Below are 20,731 nucleotides of genomic sequence, written 5' to 3' on the forward strand. Positions count from 1 at the left end.
TTTTAATATTGTGATAAATTTATATTTTTTTAATATAAATTTATTTTTGCGTAAATCCCTGTATGACGGGGTTTATTATTAGAAAATAATAAAAAAATAAAATTATATGAATGCAATATACTTTTCAAAACATATTAAATATTATATGTTTTAAGTTAAAGAAGAAATTAATAGAAAGTGAGGACAAGTATGGATCAGTATATTTTAAGTTTAGAAACAATCGATACACATACGATGGGAGAGGCAACACGTATAGTTATCAACGGTTTTCCAGATATTGTTGGAGAGACGATGATGGAGAAAAAGGAATATGTCAAAGAAAATTACGACCATCTTCGTAAGCTATTGATGAACGAGCCAAGAGGGCATAAAGATATGTTTGGATCCATTTTAACTGAACCATGTAATGCAAAATGTGATATAGGAATAATTTTCATGGACAGTGGCTCCTATTTGAACATGTGTGGTCATGGTACTATAGGCACCGTTACGATGTGTTTAACTAAAGGGATTATTCCTAAAAAAGAGCTTATCTATGTAGATACGCCTTCTGGAGTTATAGAATGCAGAGCGTATTTTAAGGGAGATCAGGTGGAGAGTATCGAATTTACGAATGTCCCTGCGTTTATCTTACATAAAGGATTATCTATCAAGTTAAATGACATAGGTGATGTATCCGTAGATATTGCATTTGGAGGAAGTTTTTTTGGGATAATCAATTCCTCTGATATAGGGGTCAATATTGACCTATCGGATAAACAAAGAATATTAGAGCTTGCTACCGAAGCCAGAGATTATATCAATGAGCATATCCATATTGAGCATCCTACTATTCCGAACATCCGAACGGTGGATTTAATCGAAATTACGAATAAGATTAGTGATAATCATTATAAAAATGTAGTTGTATTTGGAGACGGACAAATCGATCGCTCACCTTGTGGAACTGGAACGTGCGCTAAAATGGCTGCCCTCGAATTAGAACCAGGAGCCTCCATTATTCAAGAAAGTATTATTGGTTCAACTTTTGAAGGAAAGGTATTAGGCAAAACAAAAATCGCAGAAATAGATGCTATTATCCCAGCTATCAAGGGGTCTGCTTGGATTACTGGAGAGCACAGATTTATTCTTCAGGAAGCAGATATTTATGCAGAGGGCTTTGCGATTTAGAGAAGGTTTTTTATTTAAAGGGGGCAAAAAAATGGAAAAGAAATTATCGTTTTTTCAAATTGTAGCCATTGGGTTTATGTTATTTGCTATGTTCTTAGGTGCGGGTAATGTGATTTTTGCTCCAGTTCTAGGGCAACAGGCAGGGACCAATACACCGATTGCCATGGCAGGATTCTTAGTAACTGGAGTAGGCTTAGTTTTACTAGCAATAATTGCACTGACTAAAGGTGGAGGAACTGTGGAAAAGCTGGCAAGTAGGGTTTCCCCTAAATTTGCTGTTATTTTCTCGGTTTTGCTGTTTTTAACGTTAGGACCGATCTATGTTATTCCCAGGACTACCTCGGTAGTTTATGAGATTGCTATTAAACAGCTGATTACAGACAATAGTATGATAGGTTTATTTTTACTTGTTTTTTCTATCATTTTTATCGCTTTGACGGTTTACCTATCATGGGAGACTACTAAATTTGTTGATCGATTAGGCAAGTTAATCACACCTGTCTTTGCAACGCTTTTAGTGATCATCGTCGCTAAATCTATTTTCACTCCGATGGGCTCAGTACATGGACCTGTGGATGGAATGGGCTACGAAACTGCCAGTGATGCATTTTTAAAGGGGTTCACACAAGGGTACTTTACGATGGACGTGTTAGCAGCATTTGTCTTTGGTGGGATCTTTATTAAATCAATTGATGCTTTAGGTATTCGCTCTAAAAAGGAAGTATCCAAGGTGTTTATCAAGGCGGGTCTTGTTACTGTGGTTGGACTAGTTCTTCTGCAGGTATCGATGTCTTGGATAGGGGCAACTAGTGTAGATGCAGTAGGCTATACAACAAACGGCGGAGAGCTGATTGCACTTGCTTCACAAGCGCTGTTTGGTCAAATTGGGATTTATTTAATTGGGATTGTTATTTTATTAACTGGTATTACGACGAATGTAGCTTGTTTAGCTGCTGTTGCAGAGTACTTTGAGCGAATTATTCCGAAGGTGTCGTATAAGAAATGGTTAATCATCTTCTCGCTAGGGAGCTTAATTATTACTAACTTCGGATTAACTAAAATCTTGACTATGGCTTCACCAATATTAATGCTGCTGTACCCAATTGCTATTGCACTAATTATCTTGATTTTTACGGATAGCTGGTTCAAGGGTTCACGTGCGGTATATGTTGGTACTATTATCGGGGTAAGTATAGTTGCTATTATGGATGCATTAAAAGATGCGAACATCGCGGTAGAAACGCTTAACAATGTATTTGGCTTTATCCCGTTGTTTTCAAACGGAGCAGGGTGGATTGTTACTGGTCTGATTGGTGCGATCATTGGCTTTTTCTTTAAAAAGGAGAAGCAGGAAGAGACCGGGGAACTGCGGGAGGCTTAGTGCGTGTCCCTGTGTCAGACACAATTCGCCCAGGCTTACGATAATCTTTTTAATACGAAAAAGCTCCCATATTAGGGAGCTTTTTTATGTCTAGCTTCATCGCCTTGCCCCTCGGGGTCAAATGGATAAAAGCTCCGGTGGCTGGGGAACTGCCTCCTCGCTTTTTCCCATTTGCCTGTCGGGGCAGTGACAAGCGATTCCGCTTTTCTTGTGTTTATAAGAATTTTTGGTTGTATAGCAGGATTGCTTTGGCTCTTGATTTCACGCCTAGCTTGCTGTATATCGTTGTTAGGTAAACGCGTATGGTTCCTTCGGATAGAAATAGTTTTTGTGCGATTTCCTTGTTGGTTGCACCATCTACAAGTAGTTGGAAAACTTCCAGCTCTCGAGGTGTTAGTTGGTCTAGTATGCTGCTCTCCGCTTGGCTGCTGCTTTCTATGAGCCGTTCTACGTAGCTTAACGGCACCGAATTCCAGCCTGTCTTTTTATGTTTTTGTCGTTCTTTGGTATAGGCTTTTAATAATTTAATACTACCCTCCTCATCTAGGAAGGTTCGGACGTAATCATAAGTAGAGCCGTAGCTCAAAGCTTCATGCAATGCGTTCAAGGCGCTGTCCTTATGGTCCATTTCCATTTCACAAATTGCTTCTAACAAGGAAGCTTCTACGATTGTGGATACTTGATCTTCCTCTATTGCTTTAGTTTTCACTTGGATTACAGTCTTTAAGGCTTCTTCTACCTTTGCTGTTGCTAGTAATAATCGAGCATGGACGAGTAACCAAAAAGGTTGTCTCGATTCCGCTTTTCGTAGCTCTGCTTCTGCTCTTAACGTATTTCCTTCTAATAAAAAGCAACGAGCTTTCATCGTGAGTAAAATACTTTGCCAATGCTTATCATTTATTGAATCTAGTACGTTATCTAATAATGCATGAGCTGCTACAAAGTTTTTATTTAAGGCATAAATTTGAGACTTTAAAACATACATGGGAATAAATAATCCAGGATCTTTTAGGCTATGGCCATACTTTAAAGCAATTTCTAATTCTCCAATGGCCGCATCGATATAGTTTCTTTCATACAATGTTTCTGCTGATGCCCCGTAGCTGAAGAGAGTCATATTTTTTTCTTTAAATTCTGTTTCACGGAATAACTTTGCAAACGGAATTGCTTTTTCTAACGACATAAACCTACCCTTGGATCCAATGCTAGTTCGAGTAATCTTATGTTCAAATAAGTTGAACCTTATCGGTATTCCATCCCACCTAGAACTAACATATCCTTGGTCTACTTGCCTTTGAATTATTTCTATCGCTTTTTCAATCCCTGTCCCCATGCTAATAAGCGCATATACTTGCAGTGTTGTAAAAATATCAGCTATTCCTTTGTTCTCCTCTTTATCCATCCATTGTTCTAATTGTTGCTTTAGCTCTAACTCATAAATGATTAAACCCGCCTCTTCTAGTTGAAGGGCAGATATTAAGGTAATGGTGTACATCACTAATATTTCATAATTAACTGGGTAATCGTTTCTTCTTAAAGTTTGGATCCAACCTAAAAAAGTGGAGGTTTCTCCATTCTTGAATATTTCTACTAAATGTTCTGTTATCCACGACTCCGCTAGTGTAAAGGCGCCTTCTTGTAAGGCCAAGTCAATCGCACTGTTGATATCACCTTTTAAGTAAAGCAGCTTCGCGGTTTCCAAGATGATGGATGAAACAAATTCCTTTGGATAACGATTTTTAAGTTCAATTTGTAAAGCTTCTGCAAATAAATGATGGTAACGAAACATCGGTTGGGCATTGTTTAAACGAACAGTGAAAATTCCCTTGTTTTCTAGTTCTATAAGCATTGCATAGCTATCACTTCGGTTCGTTAGGCTATTACAAATTTCCGGTTCTAAAGATTGTAAAAAAGACGTCTTCAGAAGAAAATCTTGAATAGATGACGGAAGTGTATCTAGTATCTCTTGCAATAAAAAATCAGTGATTAAGGGCTGTAAAGGGTTCATCTTGTCTAATGTTAATGCATTGTTGGAGTTGGTCCTCATTGAAATACTCGTTAATTGGATGCCGGCTGGCCAGCCTTCTGTGGTGTTTAATACATGATGTAGTAGCTTCTCTTCGAGGTTTTTCTTTTCGTAAAATTGTTCAATTTCCTCAAATGTAAAGCACAGTTGTTCCATGCTTATCTCATTGAGCCAGGATTTAACTCGCCACTTGGCGATTGGAAGGGGGAGATTCTCACGACTAGTTACGTAGACGTGTACGTTGTCAGGTAGATATTCGATTAGTTGGGTAAGCATTTGATGAATCACTTTATTGTCAATTAGATGATAGTCTTCCAACACAATACTGATGGGACGTTCCATTAAACTCATTTCGTTTAAGAAAGAATCAATCAAAAATTCTAACGTGGAAGGATCCTGTGATTGGAACAATGAGGCGAGCGTGTTATACATGTTACTCTCCGTAATATTAGATGTCGTATGAATAACATATTTCCAAAATCGTATCGGATCATTGTCAGATGTATTCAGGGAAATCCATGTAACGGTGTCATTTGTTTGGTTAAACCATTGGCTTAATAGCGTTGTTTTACCGTAGCCTGCTGGCGCTTGAAGAATGGTGATTCTCTTAGAATGGTTTTTCTGAAGTAATTCATATAATCTTTCTCTATCTAATGCTTCTGCTGTAGCTTTTGGCACCGTTGTTTTGGAACTCAACCAGACCATTTGCATCCTCTTTTACCTCCATGGGTTGCTTATACTTTGGAAAACATAAGAATAATTAACTAGTCTCCTTGTAAATCTATTATACTATTAATCTGCAACTTTTTATTCAAAAAATTAAAATAATTAACATTCCTCAATATTTTCTGAAAATCATTTCGTATAAGCTTAAGTGGTATGTGTTTTTAAGGGATTTTTACGAATGAGAAATGGTTTCTTAAAGTAGGTAGGGGGGATACTTGATAAAGTATAGTATATTAATGATTTTTTAAATAATGCACTAAGAATTGAAATAAAAAACTGAGCAATTCAATAGGAGGAATAGTTTTGAGGAATAAAGGATGGAAGACAGCAACAGCGGTAGCCTTATTAACAAGTTCGGTTTTAGCCTTTTCACCAATTGCGTATGGAAAATCATTTTCAGTGGAGCAATCGGTAGCCACGGTGAAAGGTGATTTACACAAGGCAACTACACTATACGTATCTCCGGCGCTTGAAGGGAATTTAATCCCTAGTGACTCGCTCTATGCTTCGTTAAATAGTGTGAAGAAAAAATATGAGATCACAAAAAGTGTCGTCACTTCATCCAAATTATCGGCAGGCGAGATAGAAGGCACGTTGAAGGAAATGGATGCCATTTACAATGAAAAAGTAACTAAGGGATTAGTTTCTTATATAGATGCGTATAATTACGCAACGAAGTATTTAGAACCTCTAATGAGGGAAATTAGCCAAGCGGAAGCAAAGAGTGATTTTGCCGGAGTAGCTGTTGGATATCATAAGCTTTCGTATCAGTTAAAGGATCGATCCTCTATTTTATATCGCTTTTCTGGTAAAGCTGCACGTGATTTACTATTAGAAAAGTATAAAAAGCCAGCTGATGCTAAGCGTGACGAACTAATGCTACCAGTCACCATTTATATGAAATTATTAGATTTAAACAGCTTATATACAGCTGGGAAACAATCGGAAGCTTTAAAAGTATATGCAGAAGTAAATGCCTTAATGGAAGGGTTACCGAAAACAAGTAAGTATTCGCCTATTCTATTGGCTGAAGTAGCTAAAATTAAAGCGATAGTGGAAGGACTTCCTAACCAGTCCACAGAACAGCAGGTACTTGATGCAAAGGTGGAAGGCTTCGTGAAGGCAGTAAATGCTAGCCAAAAAAATGTTCTTTTATCATCTAGCACGTCCAATTCTATAACGATAACAGTTCAGGAAGATATCAGTATGTTAGACTTTTTGAGTAAAGGATTTTATCCGACCCTCATTAGTAGCTTAGGTGTGTCTAAGGTGAATGGAAACGATCCATTGTCAGAGGCGGCTATGAATGAATTAAAGGCATTGTTTCCTGCAGATGCAAAAGTGCTATCTGAATTAAAAGGCAAGTCATTTAATCTTCCAGTCACCGTTAATAATGGTGCCTTGGATGTCGTATTTATACTAGTTTTTAACTAAACAGAAAAAGACCATGTAAAAGCTAAACTTTTACGTGGTCTTTTTTTGTTTATGAATGTTCATTTTGGAAGCTGAAGGGTTTCACATAATTGCACCCTTCACAAGCGTGGCCTATTTGTTCTTGGGTATCGGGGTGCTGATAGTAAATTTCATCGTACCCACAAATGTAACACTCCATGACATGAAAAATGAGACGAGGACCAATGACGTTGTCTAACAGCTGATTAAAATCGGACTGCATATTCTACATCTCCCTCTGCTTTTGTATCAATATAGCAAGTTAAAACCATATTATTCGTCGAAAGCCGGCAGAAATTTGGATTTGATTTCGACTATTTCCTGTTAATAGATTATATGGAGGGAGCGTGTTCTATTATGAACGTTTTTTTTAGGAGGAACATACTAAAGGTTAGGTCTATTTGTAATCTTTTATTCATAGTAATTGAACTCTATTTTCAATTAAAAAGAACGATTTTTATTCGATGGTGGATTGTTTGTCGGAAAGAGAGGGAAATGAGGGAAAACGGTTAGAAAGATAGATTCATGCTCTGTGCAAGACAGTCAGAATCTCATGTACCTCTTTTTTCGTTGTGGTAGAATAGAGGCATTTTACCCACTTTTTGGAGGCATTTGATTTGATTTGTCGTATTATGGAGGGGAATGAGGACACTTGAGGATGTAAGAAATGAGGAATGCGAAATGATCGAACTCCGAGATGTGCGAAAAAAATATCGTTCAGGGACAAAGCAGATGGAAGTATTGCGCGGGATGGATCTTCGTGTGGAGCAGGGAGAGTACGTGGCAATCATGGGGAAGTCCGGTTCAGGGAAGAGCACGATGCTCAATTTGTTAGGAACTCTGGACTTGTTAGATAAAGGAAGCTATGTGTTAGCTGGAAAGTCAGTACATAAAATGGGTAAAGCTCGTCGGGCAAAGCTACGGAATGAAGAAATAGGATTTGTCTTTCAGCATTTTCAGCTGATCCCCAACTTGTCTGTATATCAAAATGTGTTACTCCCCTTAACATACGGGAGAAAAAGGCTTAAACGAAAGAAAGCTCGCGTCCTTGCTATGTTAGAAGAGATGGGCATTTTAGATAAGAAAAACCACAAGCCAGACCAATTATCGGGTGGTGAAAAGCAACGTGTCGCTATTGCAAGGGCCTTGGTCAATGAGCCTTCGCTTATACTTGCCGATGAGCCGACAGGGAGCTTGGATGAGGAAACAACGAAAAGCATTTTAAACTTATTTGATCGAGTACATGAAAAAGGAGCAACCCTTATTATCATCACGCATGACATGGAAGTAGCTTCTCGAGCACAGCGCATTTTAACATTGCAGAATGGGGTGCTTATATGAAGCTATTTACATCATTTAAATTGGCCTGCTTTGGTTTATGGTCGAATCGGCTTCGCGTGTTATCGGCGATGACTGGGGTGATCATTGGGATGTTTGCAGTCATTGTGTTATCTGCGATTGCTATAGGGGTAAAAGACACGCTGATGAAGCAGATGGGAAGCCTAGGAGCAGAACAAATTCTTGTCATGCCTGGTAGACTGCTCGATACTACAAACGGAGAGAAGGATTTACTAAGCGGATTGACTAGTGTGCCAAGTACGCTTACATATGCAGATGCAGAAGTTGTGGCAGATGTGGAGGATGTCAAAACGGTAACTCCTATTTTGGAAACGATCAATGTAGTGAAATATGATGAAAAGAGTGCTCAGTCGGCTATGGTTGGCACAACGGATCAATTTCTGAGAGTGCAGCATGCCGAGCTGTCGGAGGGACGATTCTTTACGCAAGAGGAGCAGGATGCAAAGGCTAATGTCATTGTGCTAGGAAACAATATTCACGAGGCACTGCTTGGAAATAAGGAAGTTCCCGCTGAGGGCGGAGGGACGCCTTCGGAAGAGAAAGTGGAACCCAATCCATGGTGGAAGCGAATCATGAATAAGCTCCTAGGAGAGTCCGCATCTGCGGAAGAGCCTTCATTAGTCGGACAAACTGTCACGATAAATGAAGAAACGTATGAGGTAATTGGAGTGCTCGCGCCAAACGCTACGCTAGGGTCTAGTACGGATAATAATGTGGTTATTCCGATTCAGACGGCTCTTGAGAATACAGATATGAAGAACTTAACGAAGATGATTGTGGAGGCTTCCAGTGTGGACGCCGTCGATCAGGTGGACGAGCAAGTGTTTAGTGCCATCATGACGAACCATACAGAAATAGATTTCAGTGTGGTGAAGCAGGAGCAAATGCTCGGAGCGTTAGGAAAGGTTACTTCTATATTGCAGGTGATGTTGTTCGGGATTACTGCCACGGCCTTAGTGATCAGCGGTATGGGAATCATGAATGTCATGGTGATGTCTGTCCGAGAAAGAACGAAGGAAATTGGTATAAGAAAGGCACTTGGTGCTACAACCTTCGAAATTTTGATGCAGTTCTTCTTTGAAACGTTGCTGCTATGTGTAATCGGTGGAGCTGCCGGGATTGGTCTTGGATATTTGTTTATAGAGTTTTGGAACAGTAATGTGGATATCTTTGCCTTGGTGCTTCCTTTATGGGCGGTTAAGCTTGCGTTGTATACATCCTTTGGCATCGGTAGCCTGTTCGGCATTTATCCTGCATGGAAGGCTGCTCGTATGAATCCTAGTGAGGCTTTGCGGTTTGATTAGTTTTGGACTTTTGGAAAAGCAAGTAGAATTATTATAGGAATATTATTACAGGTGCCTGGCACCTGTAATATTTGTTTTGCTATTTGATTTTTGGGAAGCTTGTACTTTTTTTATTTACCTAAAGGTTTTTTGTTGTGATTTAGGGAATAAGATAAGATATAGAGTTTCGTAGAAGGGGGAAAAATAGTGAAACAAAAGGTACAAATATTATTGGTTTTGTGTTTGTTTGTCTTTAGTGTAAATATGCCAGCAGCTTTTGCGGCGAATGACAAAATAGATTACGTGGCGTTAGGAGATTCCATCGCTAGTGGTCAAACGCCATATGGAGAAAGAGTTGGACGTGGATTTACAGACATAATTAGCGAGAAGCTTGAGAAAGAAGGACGTTTAGGCTCCTTTACGAAGGAATTTGCTAAATCCGGTGAAACGACGGATGGACTTTTAGAGAAGCTGAAGCGAGAAGATGTTCAAAAGGCGTTGAAGGAAGCTGAATTAGTAACAATCGTCAGTGGTGCTAATGACTTTATCCAGGCCTTTTATGACCCAAAGGATGAAAGTGTGAATGTGGACCTTACAGCAGCAACTTTAATATTGAGTAAGGTGTCGGAGAATCTAACGACTGCGGTTAAACAAGTAAAGGCTATTAACCCAGATGCTGAAATCTATTTGTTTGGCTACTTTTTTCCGTTTCCACATATGACGGATATTGCTACGAGACAGCAGCTTCAAATGGCATTCAATATTGTAAATAATCGAATTGCATCTATTGCAGAAAGTGAAGGTGTGCATTTTGTTAATGTGGCGCCAGCGTTTGATGCAAAGGGAACGGTCTATTTGGAAAATCCAAAGGATATTCACCCAAACGAAGCTGGCTACCAAGTAATAGCTGACCAATTTTTCTTAAAAACGCTGCCTGAGCTACCGCTTGGATGGGGCAGGGTAATGGAGAAAAATATACCCGTAGCCTCTGATAAAAAATGGACAATTACGTTAAGCAAGGATGTCGACAGTGCAAGTTTGAATCAATCCATTTTTGTCATGAAGGATGGTTCAATGGCAATACCAGTTGATAAAGCCGTGTCCAAGGCAAACGGAAAGCAAGTCGAAGTTTTCGCTCCAAAAGGTGGATATAAACCAGGTTCCTACGAGCTAATGATCACCAATGAGCTGAAGGGGACAGATGGAAAACCCTTAACGGAAAGTGTGTTAGTGAAATTTGTAGTGAAGTAGAAGATAGCTTTTGGGACACTAATGATTTTTAGTCGGTCTTCGTTTCCCAAAGTAGTTGGTAGTTAGGGAAAGAAGAAAAAGCCTATTTCATCTTTAAGAGATGAGATAGGTTTTTTTCTATGTATTTGAGGACGGTTATGTAAGAAAAGTGTTGAGTTTTATTATATGGATATTATTACAGGTGCCTGGCACCTGTAATAATATCCATATAATAATGGGGGGATAGTGAGGTAATAGAAGGGTAATAATGGCTGCTTGGATAAATAGTTAGAAAAGTGACTAAATTTTCTGTTAGTATGTTATTTAAATATATTAATGATGTGGGTGGTGATTGGTTTGGTTTCAGTTGAGCAGTTGGCTTGTAGGCTAGAGAAGTATGGGATTCTTTTGGTTGGTGGGGAGAAAGGGAAGGGAAGTGGAATAGATTATATTAATATTCAGGAGCTTCCGTTAAGGAGTGAGCGTGTTCATCCTTTTGGGTTTATTTTGACTACTTTTGCGGCTTTTGAGGGTGAGCAGGGAATCGTTTCCCATGTGGAATGGCTGATTTCACGAAAGATATCAGCACTAGGTATCCATGCTGCTGGTTGTGCGGTGGTTCCAGAAAGCTTGTTGGAGCTTGCTAATACGTATTCGCTGCCTATTTTTACAATACCAATTGATTTGTCTTATAAGGAGATTTTTAAAGAGTTTAATGAGCTGCTTTTAGGGGAGAATGATGCTCTTCGTGTTCAAATTGAGGAGATGAATCTTCAATTACTAGAGGCAGTTGCGCAGGATAAGGGAGTTAGTTATATCGTTGCAACGTTAGGGAAGTATCTTGCTTCACCAATCGTTTTTCTGGATCAAAGCTTAAACATTGTTTCTATTTGGACTAACAATACATACAATCGAGAGGAATATAGCCTTACTGTTAAAGCCGTCTTAGAGCAAGAAAAAGAATGGTTATACAAAGGCAAATACATGGAGGTAGAAAAGGTGTTGACCGAGTCGTTTTCTACACAGCATGATTTGGCATTTTCGGTTCTCCCTATTATGGAGCATACAGAAAATCACGGATTCTTAATTATATGCAACAACGGGGTGGAGGAGTTGATGGTTAACTCTGCCATTCAGTATGGGAGGACGGCCTTACTGCTGGATGCCGTAAAAAGAAAATCGTTAGAGCGTTTCCTGAAAAACCAAGAGATACGAACATTGGAAGGGATTATTGAAAATAAACGCCGAGAATCTAGTCGCTCTTCTAGCCTTTCTTCTTCTCTAAAAAAAATGCCTTACATGTATGTATTTCATTTTGATAATGAAGATTTAATCAATTATGGATTTACCGTTATTTACGATAAGCTGGGTGGAATAAATTCAGATAATATTATTTGGATTTATGAACAGGAGGTTATCTGCCTCACTTCCATTCCGTATCAAACCCAACATTTGAAGGAGTTATTAACTGTTTTGCAAGGAGTTCAATGTGGGGTTAGTGATGGAAGACCTATTAAGGTTGAAGCAGATCTTTCGCTTAAGTATAAACAAGCAAAGCGTTGTCTAGAGCTTACAGATCAATGGAATAGCAATCTAATTTTATTCCAGAACATAGGTGTGGAAAGATTTTTATTTTTGATTAAAGAGGAGAGCGCTATGCAGGAGGCAGCAAGGGGATTGCTTAAGCCTTTATTAGAATTTGATGAATGTAATCATGCAGAATTAACAAAAACATTGGATGTCTATTTAAAGAATTTTTTTAGTCTGAAAAAAAGTGCAGAGGAATTATTTGTCCACCGTAATACTGTGAGCTATCGACTAGAAAAAATTCAAGATTTTTACCCGGGTATTAGCTTTGAAAACCAAAATCATTACCTACTATTTTCGATTGCTTTAAGGTTAATCGACTAATTTTGTTTAGAGACTATAAAATAGTCTCTTTTTTTTGTGCTCTTTAACTAATGAAAAATTTATTAGAAAAATCTAAAATTTCTATTAACTAAAGAGAGGACGGGGATATAGATGCAGACTATTTTGTATAACTGCTCGTTAATTGACGGACTAAATCAAGATATAAGGGAAAACGCTTATCTGATAATAGAGGATAAAAAAATAGTAGAGGTTGGTACTGGAAAAGTAGAGCAGACGGAATCTGCAAATTTAGTTGACGTAAAGGGAAAGTTTGTTATGCCAGGGTTAATTGATTGTCATGTGCATTTAGTGTGGGATGGAACGGAAGATCCGCAAAAGAAGATAGAGCATCTAGACGAATCGAAGGTTGCCCTTCAGGCGTACTCGCATGCACTACTAACGATAAAGGAGGGGATCACCACAGTTCGAGATGTTGCCTCTCCAGGGAAAAGTGTCTTAAATTTACGAGATGTGATAAATAGCGGAAGTTTAATTGGCCCGACAATTGTTGCTTCTGGTCCTGCAGTTTGTATGACAGGGGGACATGTCCATTACTTAGGTAAAGAAGCAGATGGTCCCGATGCTGTTCGGCGAGCTACCCGTGAGGTAATGAAGGAAGGCGCTGATCTGATCAAGCTTATGGCAACTGGAGGTATTTATACATTTGGAGAGGAGCCAGGTTCTCCGCAGTTAAATGTGGAGGAGATGAAGGCGGCTGTCGAGGAGGCACACAAGAAGAATAAGAAGGTAGCAGCACATGCTGAAGGCTTGATAGGAATTCACAATTGTATAGAGGCAGGAGTGGACACAATTGAGCATGCCATTTATGCAGATGAAAGTGCACTCAAAAAAATGAAGGAGAATGACACTTATTTAGTGCCCACGATGATTGTTATGAAAAGATTAGCTACGGATGAGCATATACCAGCATGGGCGTTAGAAAAGGCAAAGCATGTAGTGGAACCACATGAGAACATGCTAAAGCAGGCTGTACAGCTTGGAGTAAAGATAGCAACTGGGACAGATTGTGGTTCACCGATTACTCCACCGAGCTACTATTTTGACGAATTATTAATAATGGAGGATGCGGGAATGTCTAGAATGGAAGTTCTCCAAGCATCTACCCAAGTAGCTGCAGAATGTTTAGGGCTGAGTGATAGGGGCTTATTAAAGAAAGGAATGTACGCAGATCTATTAATTTTGGAGGATAACCCATTAGACGATTTATCTATTTTGAAGGGTAACAAGAGGATTATGAAGGATGGACACTTTATTAATTAAGAAAGGGGATAAGCATATGAATTTAGAAAAGAGGGTACATCAGCTACGCCAGGTAATGGATGACAATGAGCTGACATGTTCAGTTATTTTGAACTTTGAAAACCAATATTATTTTAGTGGATTAAAGGCAATCACATATTCTAGACCGATCGTTTTGTTTGTAGATCAACAACATACAAAACTAGTAGTGCCATCTTTAGAAGAGACTCATGCCAAGGAAAAGTCTATAGCGGACCAGCTACTTGTTTACTATGAAACACCTTTGCATCAAACACAGGCTAATTCTTATATAGAACTATTTGAAGAAGTGATCGCTTCTTATCCGAAAAACTCTAAGATTGGAGTCGAGTTTGCCTCACTCCCACTTGAACTAGGAAAGAGGTTGAGAGATAAGGGATTTGATTTAGTTAGCATAGATGATGAAATTATCCATATGAGAGCTATTAAAGAGGAAGCAGAGATAGAACAAATTATTGAATCAGGTAACTTGGTCAGCCTAGCATTAAAAGAGTCGTTAGAGCATGCAACACCTGAAATGACTGAAATGGAGATAGATCAATTTGGAAATACAGCTCTTTTTCTAGAAGTAGCAAAGAGGCATCCTAATTCGACGTTAGATTACTTTGTTATGTCACCCTCTGGAATAGAACGTACGAATATGCCGCATGTCTTCTCTAATACAAGGCAGCTTAATAAGAATGATCTTGTGATTCACAGCAGACAGGTTGGAATAAATGGATACCGCGCAGAATGTGAACGTACTTTTTTTGTTGGTAATCCTACATTAGAACAGGAGGAAGCATTTAAGCTTGCTCAAGAAGCGCAGCAGGCTGCATTAGACTTTATACGTGTAGGTGTAACAGCAGCAGAGGTAAACGAGGTTGCTTTACAGGTTTTCCGAGATGCAAATATGGAGCAATATGTGAGACATCGGACTGGTCATGGTATAGGGATAGGTCTTCATGAGGAGCCGTCATTAAAGTATTCTAATGACCTTGTATTACAGGAAAATATGGTGTTTTGTGTGGAGCCAGGGCTATACATACCAGGTGTTGGAGGCTTTAGGCATTCAGATACAGTCATTTTAAGGGGGGAGGGGACACAGTTAATTACTCATTATCCAAGTAAGCTAGAGGATTTAATTTTATAACTAATTAGGGGAGGGAAAGGAATGAGTATTTATTTAATAGCCGTCGTTATTTATTTAGCTGTAATGGCCTTGATGGGGGTTTACTTTAGTAAAAAATCAATTGAGACTAGCAAAGATTTTATGGCAGCAGGCAGAACACTCCCCTTATGGGTTATGACTGGAACTTTATTAGCTACCTTTGTAGGTTCAGGAACGGTTGTGGGTGGAGCAAGCTTCATTTATCAATATGGTCCATGGGCAGCCATTTTCAATCTGTCGGGTGGAATCTTCGGTATTATCGTACTTTATTTTATCGCAGGTAGGGTTCGAAAAGGGGAAGCCTTTACTGTTCCAGAAATAATTGAAAAACGTTTTGGAAGTCAAGCCAGACTTGTTGCGAGTATTTTAATACTTCTGGCGTATGTGGGTATTACAGCTTATCAGTTTACTGGTGGAGCGTATGTATTACAGATCACGACAGGGCTACCAATTCAGACAGGTGCTATTATTATTGCTATTCTTGTTATTTTCCTTACAGTGAGCGGTGGATTATTCTCGGTTGCATACACAGATGCGCTAAGTGCACTGCTAATTGTTTTTGGTTTTTTAGTAGGGTTGCCTTTCGTGTTAAATGGAGTTGGAGGCTTGGAGGGATTGTCTCTAAATCTTCCAGAGCAGACAAAGCAATGGAATGGCGGGCTTAGTAACTTACAATTATTAGGGTATTTCTTACCTTTGTTTTTATTGATACTTGGTGATCAAAACATGTATCAGCGATTTGCTGCGGCAAAGGATGAAAAAACAGCTAGAAATTCTACGATAGGATTTTTTATTGGGAGCGTGCTTGTAATCGGATTAACGATAACTTTTGCAACTGCGGCAATTGTGATGTTCCCTAATATTACTCCTGATACTGCAGTGTTGAATATGGCGATTAATGGGTTGCCATTAGGAATCGGGTTGGTAGTTCTCTGTGCGTGCGTTGCTTTTATCATCACTACGGGAACGTCATATTTACTCTCGGCTTCAGGAAACATTGTCTATGATATGTACAAAAGGTATAGCAAAAAAGATATCCCAGATAAAAAACTGTTAAAGATGAACCGCTATGTTGTTGTAGGGTTGGGTGTGTTAGCATATGTGCTGGCCATGTACTTCCCATCCGTACTGGCCATTCAAATGTATTCGTACACCATGTACGGAGCAGCCGTTACCCCTGCACTGCTTGCAACGATTTTATGGAAGCGTGCCACTAAATCAGGGGTGTTGAGCTCCATGGTAGTAGGAGGAGTAAGCACGATTTTATGGGAAGTAGTGTTGAGTAAGCCATTTGAGCTAAATAGCGTATTATTCGCATTGCCAATGGCCGTCCTCACTTTAATAATCGTCAGCCTACTTACCCAACCAGCAGCTAGCGTAAAACAAAAACTGGCCAGTAACTAGAGTGATAAAACGTTACGGGTGCCGAGCGATGTTACAGGTGCCAGGCACGTGAAATATACTAAAATATATAGTTGATGGGAATCCCTTGTTCTGAAATAGGAGAACAAGGGGTTTTTATTTTTTTAGAGAGAAATAGTATAGAGACAGTGTGTTACAGGTGCCTGGCACCTGTAACAAACTGTCTCTTGTAATGTTAATAAATAACAATTGATTTATAATAATATTTTTATCCTTAATAAATAGTTAAGAGTTTACCATAAATAACTATATATTTAATTAGAAAGATTGATTTTTCTTTGTTTTAGTGTGAATTTCTTGTTTTGCATAGATTATTTCTTTATGTTAAAGTTAAGAGTAAATTATTATTTTAAAATAATAAATGGCTCAAAAAAAGAAAAGGAAGTGGATTTATGAAAAAGAATTCTATTAAAAAAACGGTAGCTGCTACTGTGCTTGCCACGTCATTATTTGCTTCTGCAAATGTAACTTTTGCTAGTAGTTCAACTCAACAAGTTGTAGATCAAGCTCGTATTGACATGAAGAATGCGGCATATGCTTATGTGGTACCTGCACAAAAAGGTAAAGTTGCTACAAGTCAGGAGTTATACCCAGCTTTAAACAAAGCGAAAGCAAGCTATAATAAAGCAAAGGCTCAAGTATCTAAGTCTAATGACAAAAACAAGGCGAAAATCTTGAAAGAGCTTGATGCAATGTATGAAGAAAAAGTAAATGGTGGTATTGTTCCATATATTGATGCTTACAATTATGCAGACAAATATCTAAATCCGATCATGGAGGATATTGCTGAAGCAGAAGCTTCACGTAACGTATTCCAAATCGAAAAATCTTACCATGAATTATCAGCTCAGCTAAAAACTAGAACGTCAATCATGTATCGTTTTTCAGGTAAAGCTGCACGTGATTTATTGTTAAAAGAATACAAGGATCCAGCTAATGCGAAACGTGACGAATTACAAGTTCCCGTAACTATCTTTATGCAAGTAGTCAAAGCAGATAAGTTAGTGCAAGAAGGTAAAAAAGCAGAAGCAAAAGAAGTCCTTCAAACTGTCGGACCTTTAATTAATAAAATGCCAGAGTCTAATATTTTCCCAGGTCTTAAACAGTGGATAAATGAAAAGTATGACGCAGAAATAAAAAAGGCAAAGTAAGTTAGCTATTGCTAACCGCTTTGCGCTTAGGTATGGATGAATTTCTATGTAAACTCTATAGAAAAATGGCAGCTTACTCGTATAGAAGTGACTCCATAATCTCTAACTATTTTAAAACTAATAGAAAGACCAGTTCAGTAATCTACTGAGCTGGTCTTTTTTGAATTTAAGCGGTGGTAGAAATCTCGCACAATATGTTACAGGTGCCAGGCACTCGCAATAATAAATTTTCACAAGGATTGGTAGTGTGGACAGAATGGTACGAGATATAGCGAAGAATACTTATATCAAGAATATTACAAGTGCCAGGCACCTGTAATATAAACGCTAAAATCCAGTATTTTTGTGTGTTTGTTTACTATATTTTTGGATATATTCTATGTATTTTGATAGATTTTACATAGTCTTAACAGGGAGTGTATTGTTTTGGTGGGGATAATTGATTATCTTTAGTATGGAGCCTTATTATTTTATCTTTTGCAAAAAGATAAAATAATTAGATTAGTATGATGATAATTAGAAACAGGAGTGGGATTGTGAAAAAAGATTCTATTAAAAAATCGGTAGTTGCTGCTGCACTTGCGACTTCATTGTTTGCTTCAGCAAATGTGACTTTTGCGAGTAGTTCGACACAACAAATTGTAGACCAAGCTCGTATGGACATGAAAAATGCAGCGTATGCTTACGTTGTGCCAGCTCAAAAAGGTAAAATTGCTACTTCTAAAGAATTATATCCCGCTTTAAACAAGGCGAAAGCAAGTTATGCGAAAGCGAAAGCTGCTATTGCTAAATCTAATGCAAAAAATAAAGCTACTATGTTAAAAGATTTAGATGCTTTGTATAATGAAAAAATTTCAAAAGGAATTATCCCTTATATTGATGCTTATAATTATGCGGATAAATACTTGAACCCAATCATGGAGGATATTGAAGAGGCAGAAGCTTCTCGAAATGTATTCCAAGTTGAAAAGTCTTATCATGCGTTATCTGCTCAGTTAAAATCTAGAACATCTATTATGTATCGTTTTTCTGGTAAGGCGGCACGTGATTTATTATTAAAAGAATATAAAGATCCAGCTAACGCTAAACGTGACGAGTTACAGATTCCAGTAACTATTTTCATGGGCATAGTGGAAGCGGATAAATTAATGCAAGCAGGTAAGAAAGAGGAAGCTAAGGCTGCTCTTCTTAAAGTTTACCCATTAATTGATAAGGTTCCTGCTTCTAATGCATTCCCAGGATTGAAACAATTTTTAAAAGATTTATATAATCAAAAGTTTGGTGACGAGGTTGGAGATAAAGGAACTGTTTCCTTACGTATCTTAGGAACTTCTGATATTCATACTAATATCGTAAACTATGACTATTATAAAGACACTGCTTCTAACAGCTTAGGTCTTGCTAAAACAGCTACATTAATTAAAAATGCACGTACTGAAAATAGTAATTCATTGCTATTTGATAACGGAGATTCTATCCAAGGGACTCCTCTAGGCTCTTATAAATCTTCAGTGGACAAGCTAGTGGATGGAGAAGAGCATCCTTCTATTACAGCGATGGAGCTTTTAGACTATGATGGTGCAACATTCGGTAATCACGAGTTTAACTATGGCCTTGAGTTCTTAGACGAGGTAATGGATGATGCAGATTTCCCTTATGTAAATGCAAACGTTCGTGATGCTGCTACTGGTAAGTTAGCTTATACGCCATACGTATTAATCGACAAAGAAGTGGTTGATGCAGCTGGTAATAAATCCACGGTTAAAGTAGGGGTAACTGGTATCGTACCTCCACAAATTCTAAAATGGGATAAATCTCATTTAACAGGAAAAGTGACAGTAGATGATTCAGTTCAAGCGATCGAAAAAGTTGTTCCTGAAATGAAAAAAGCAGGAGCTGATGTAGTAGTCGTTCTTTCTCACTCAGGTATGGGTGATGCAACACATGAGGTTGGCGAAGAGGATGTCACTTATTTATTAACTAAGGTTAAGGATGTAAATGCAATTATCACAGGTCACGCGCACCAAGTGTTCCCTGGCAAAGTGGATGCTTCCCTAACTAATGTTGATATCGACAAGGGAACGATGAACGGCGTGCCAGTTGTAATGCCTGGTAAGTTTGGTAGTCATTTAGGTGTAATTGATTTAACGCTTGAAAAAGACGGCAAAGGCTGGAAAGTTGCTTCTTCTAAAGCAGAAGTTCGTACAATTGCTAAGGATGCATCTGATGTAGACCAAACAATTGTAAATGCAGTTAAAGAAGCGCATGAAGGAACTATTAGCTATGTTCGCCAAGCAGTAGGTACAACTACAGCGGATATTCATAGCTATTTCTCTCAAGTGCAAGATGATCCATCAATCCAAATCGTTACAGATGCACAAACAGAATATGTAAAAGCTAAGCTAAAAGGAACTGCAAATGAGAACATTCCAGTTCTATCTGCAGGTGCTCCATTTAAAGCAGGAACAAGAAGCGACTCAGAATATTACACATATATCCCTACTGGTCAGTTAGCGATTAAAAACGTTGCAGATCTATACTTGTATGACAACACACTTTCTTATGTGAAAGTAACTGGGGCAGACGTGAAAGACTGGTTAGAGATGTCTGCTGGGCAATTCAACCAAATTGATGCAAACAAAACAGGAGAACAACAGTTAATCAATACAGATTTCCGTTCATATAACTATGATGTAATCGATGGAGTAACATATGAAATTGATGTAACAAAACCAGCGAAATATGATCCAGATGGTAATTTAGTTAATAAAGATGCTTCACGTATTGTTAACCTACAATTTGATGGCAAACCTATCGATTTAAAGCAACAATTCATTGTAGCAACAAATAATTACCGTGCTAACGGAACATTCCCAGGTGTGCGTAATGCAACCGAAACAGAAGTATATCCTGATGAAAACCGTCAAGCAATCATTGACTACATTCTAGAGAAGAAAACAATCGATCCTTCTGCAGATGGAAACTGGAAATTTGCACCTCTTCCAGCAACTGCAAAAATCGTATTCGAATCTTCGAAAAATGCAGCAAAAGTAATTCCAGCTGATGGCAACATTCAATTCATGGGTGAAGGCACAGACGGATTTGGTAAGTATTCAATTAAATAAGGTGAAATAAAAACCTTTAAAAATCCTTTCTAGCATTATTCGCTAG

The 20,731-nt window shown here is 38.4% G+C and carries 13 protein-coding genes; 12 read left to right on the forward strand and 1 reads right to left on the reverse strand.

The features are described 5' to 3' along the window. Positions 1-189: 189 nt before the first annotated feature. Together Q0371_RS09200 and brnQ are read left to right on the forward strand one after the other, a co-directional pair. Positions 190-1,170, forward strand: coding sequence for a proline racemase family protein (locus Q0371_RS09200; RefSeq protein WP_298470519.1), 981 nt, complete (start codon positions 190-192; stop codon positions 1,168-1,170). 31 nt (positions 1,171-1,201) lie between these two features. Further along, entirely contained in the window at positions 1,202-2,551 is a 1,350-nt protein-coding gene (gene brnQ, locus Q0371_RS09205; RefSeq protein ID WP_298470521.1) for a branched-chain amino acid transport system II carrier protein, read from the forward strand. Between the two features lie 214 nt (positions 2,552-2,765). On the opposite strand, the gene Q0371_RS09210 is transcribed toward brnQ, so the two are convergent. Continuing rightward, positions 2,766-5,288: a LuxR C-terminal-related transcriptional regulator gene (locus Q0371_RS09210; RefSeq protein WP_298470523.1), complete on the reverse strand. Its 2,523-nt coding sequence runs from the start codon at positions 5,286-5,288 to the stop codon at positions 2,766-2,768. Between the two features lie 318 nt (positions 5,289-5,606). On the opposite strand from Q0371_RS09210, the gene Q0371_RS09215 reads away from it, so the two are divergent. The 10 genes from Q0371_RS09215 (at position 5,607) to Q0371_RS09260 (ending at position 20,685) form a co-directional block, all read left to right on the forward strand. After that, positions 5,607-6,737 (forward strand): hypothetical protein, encoded by a 1,131-nt coding sequence (locus Q0371_RS09215; RefSeq protein ID WP_298470525.1) that lies wholly within the window; start codon positions 5,607-5,609, stop codon positions 6,735-6,737. Positions 6,738-7,436: 699 nt separating this feature from the next. Then, a complete protein-coding gene (locus Q0371_RS09220; protein ID WP_298470526.1) occupies positions 7,437-8,096 on the forward strand; it encodes an ABC transporter ATP-binding protein in 660 nt (219 codons plus the stop codon). Continuing rightward, on the forward strand, positions 8,093-9,418 hold the full coding sequence (locus tag Q0371_RS09225; RefSeq protein ID WP_298470528.1) for an ABC transporter permease: 1,326 nt from the start codon (positions 8,093-8,095) through the stop codon (positions 9,416-9,418). Before Q0371_RS09220 ends, Q0371_RS09225 begins: the two co-directional genes overlap by 4 nt. 186 nt (positions 9,419-9,604) lie before the next feature. Continuing rightward, positions 9,605-10,648 (forward strand): GDSL-type esterase/lipase family protein, encoded by a 1,044-nt coding sequence (locus Q0371_RS09230; protein ID WP_298470530.1) that lies wholly within the window; start codon positions 9,605-9,607, stop codon positions 10,646-10,648. 336 nt (positions 10,649-10,984) lie between these two features. After that, positions 10,985-12,538: a helix-turn-helix domain-containing protein gene (locus tag Q0371_RS09235; protein ID WP_298470532.1), complete on the forward strand. Its 1,554-nt coding sequence runs from the start codon at positions 10,985-10,987 to the stop codon at positions 12,536-12,538. A gap of 111 nt (positions 12,539-12,649) precedes the next feature. Continuing rightward, positions 12,650-13,819: an amidohydrolase family protein gene (locus Q0371_RS09240; RefSeq protein WP_298470534.1), complete on the forward strand. Its 1,170-nt coding sequence runs from the start codon at positions 12,650-12,652 to the stop codon at positions 13,817-13,819. A gap of 16 nt (positions 13,820-13,835) precedes the next feature. Then, positions 13,836-14,969 (forward strand): Xaa-Pro peptidase family protein, encoded by a 1,134-nt coding sequence (locus Q0371_RS09245; protein WP_298470536.1) that lies wholly within the window; start codon positions 13,836-13,838, stop codon positions 14,967-14,969. 21 nt (positions 14,970-14,990) lie between these two features. Next, positions 14,991-16,391 (forward strand): sodium:solute symporter family protein, encoded by a 1,401-nt coding sequence (locus Q0371_RS09250; RefSeq protein ID WP_298470538.1) that lies wholly within the window; start codon positions 14,991-14,993, stop codon positions 16,389-16,391. Positions 16,392-16,801: 410 nt separating this feature from the next. Next, on the forward strand, positions 16,802-17,560 hold the full coding sequence (locus Q0371_RS09255) for a hypothetical protein (protein ID WP_169361221.1): 759 nt from the start codon (positions 16,802-16,804) through the stop codon (positions 17,558-17,560). A 536-nt stretch (positions 17,561-18,096) separates the two neighbouring features. Continuing rightward, the gene (locus tag Q0371_RS09260) at positions 18,097-20,685 is read left to right on the forward strand and encodes a bifunctional 2',3'-cyclic-nucleotide 2'-phosphodiesterase/3'-nucleotidase (RefSeq protein WP_251552660.1); all 2,589 of its coding nucleotides are present in this window, start codon (positions 18,097-18,099) and stop codon (positions 20,683-20,685) included. Positions 20,686-20,731: the final 46 nt, after the last annotated feature.

It is taken from the genome of uncultured Psychrobacillus sp. (genome assembly GCF_938022135.1).
Lineage (GTDB): Bacteria > Bacillota > Bacilli > Bacillales_A > Planococcaceae > Psychrobacillus.

Coding starts and splice junctions, on each gene's coding strand:
- Q0371_RS09250 (WP_298470538.1), top strand. CDS start 14,991: ATGAGTATTTATTTAATAGCCGTCGTTATTTATTTAGCTGTAATGGCC.
- Q0371_RS09245 (WP_298470536.1), top strand. CDS start 13,836: ATGAATTTAGAAAAGAGGGTACATCAGCTACGCCAGGTAATGGATGAC.
- Q0371_RS09255 (WP_169361221.1), top strand. CDS start 16,802: ATGAAAAAGAATTCTATTAAAAAAACGGTAGCTGCTACTGTGCTTGCC.
- Q0371_RS09220 (WP_298470526.1), top strand. CDS start 7,437: ATGATCGAACTCCGAGATGTGCGAAAAAAATATCGTTCAGGGACAAAG.
- Q0371_RS09225 (WP_298470528.1), top strand. CDS start 8,093: ATGAAGCTATTTACATCATTTAAATTGGCCTGCTTTGGTTTATGGTCG.
- Q0371_RS09240 (WP_298470534.1), top strand. CDS start 12,650: ATGCAGACTATTTTGTATAACTGCTCGTTAATTGACGGACTAAATCAA.
- Q0371_RS09200 (WP_298470519.1), top strand. CDS start 190: ATGGATCAGTATATTTTAAGTTTAGAAACAATCGATACACATACGATG.
- brnQ (WP_298470521.1), top strand. CDS start 1,202: ATGGAAAAGAAATTATCGTTTTTTCAAATTGTAGCCATTGGGTTTATG.
- Q0371_RS09210 (WP_298470523.1), bottom strand. CDS start 5,288: ATGCAAATGGTCTGGTTGAGTTCCAAAACAACGGTGCCAAAAGCTACA.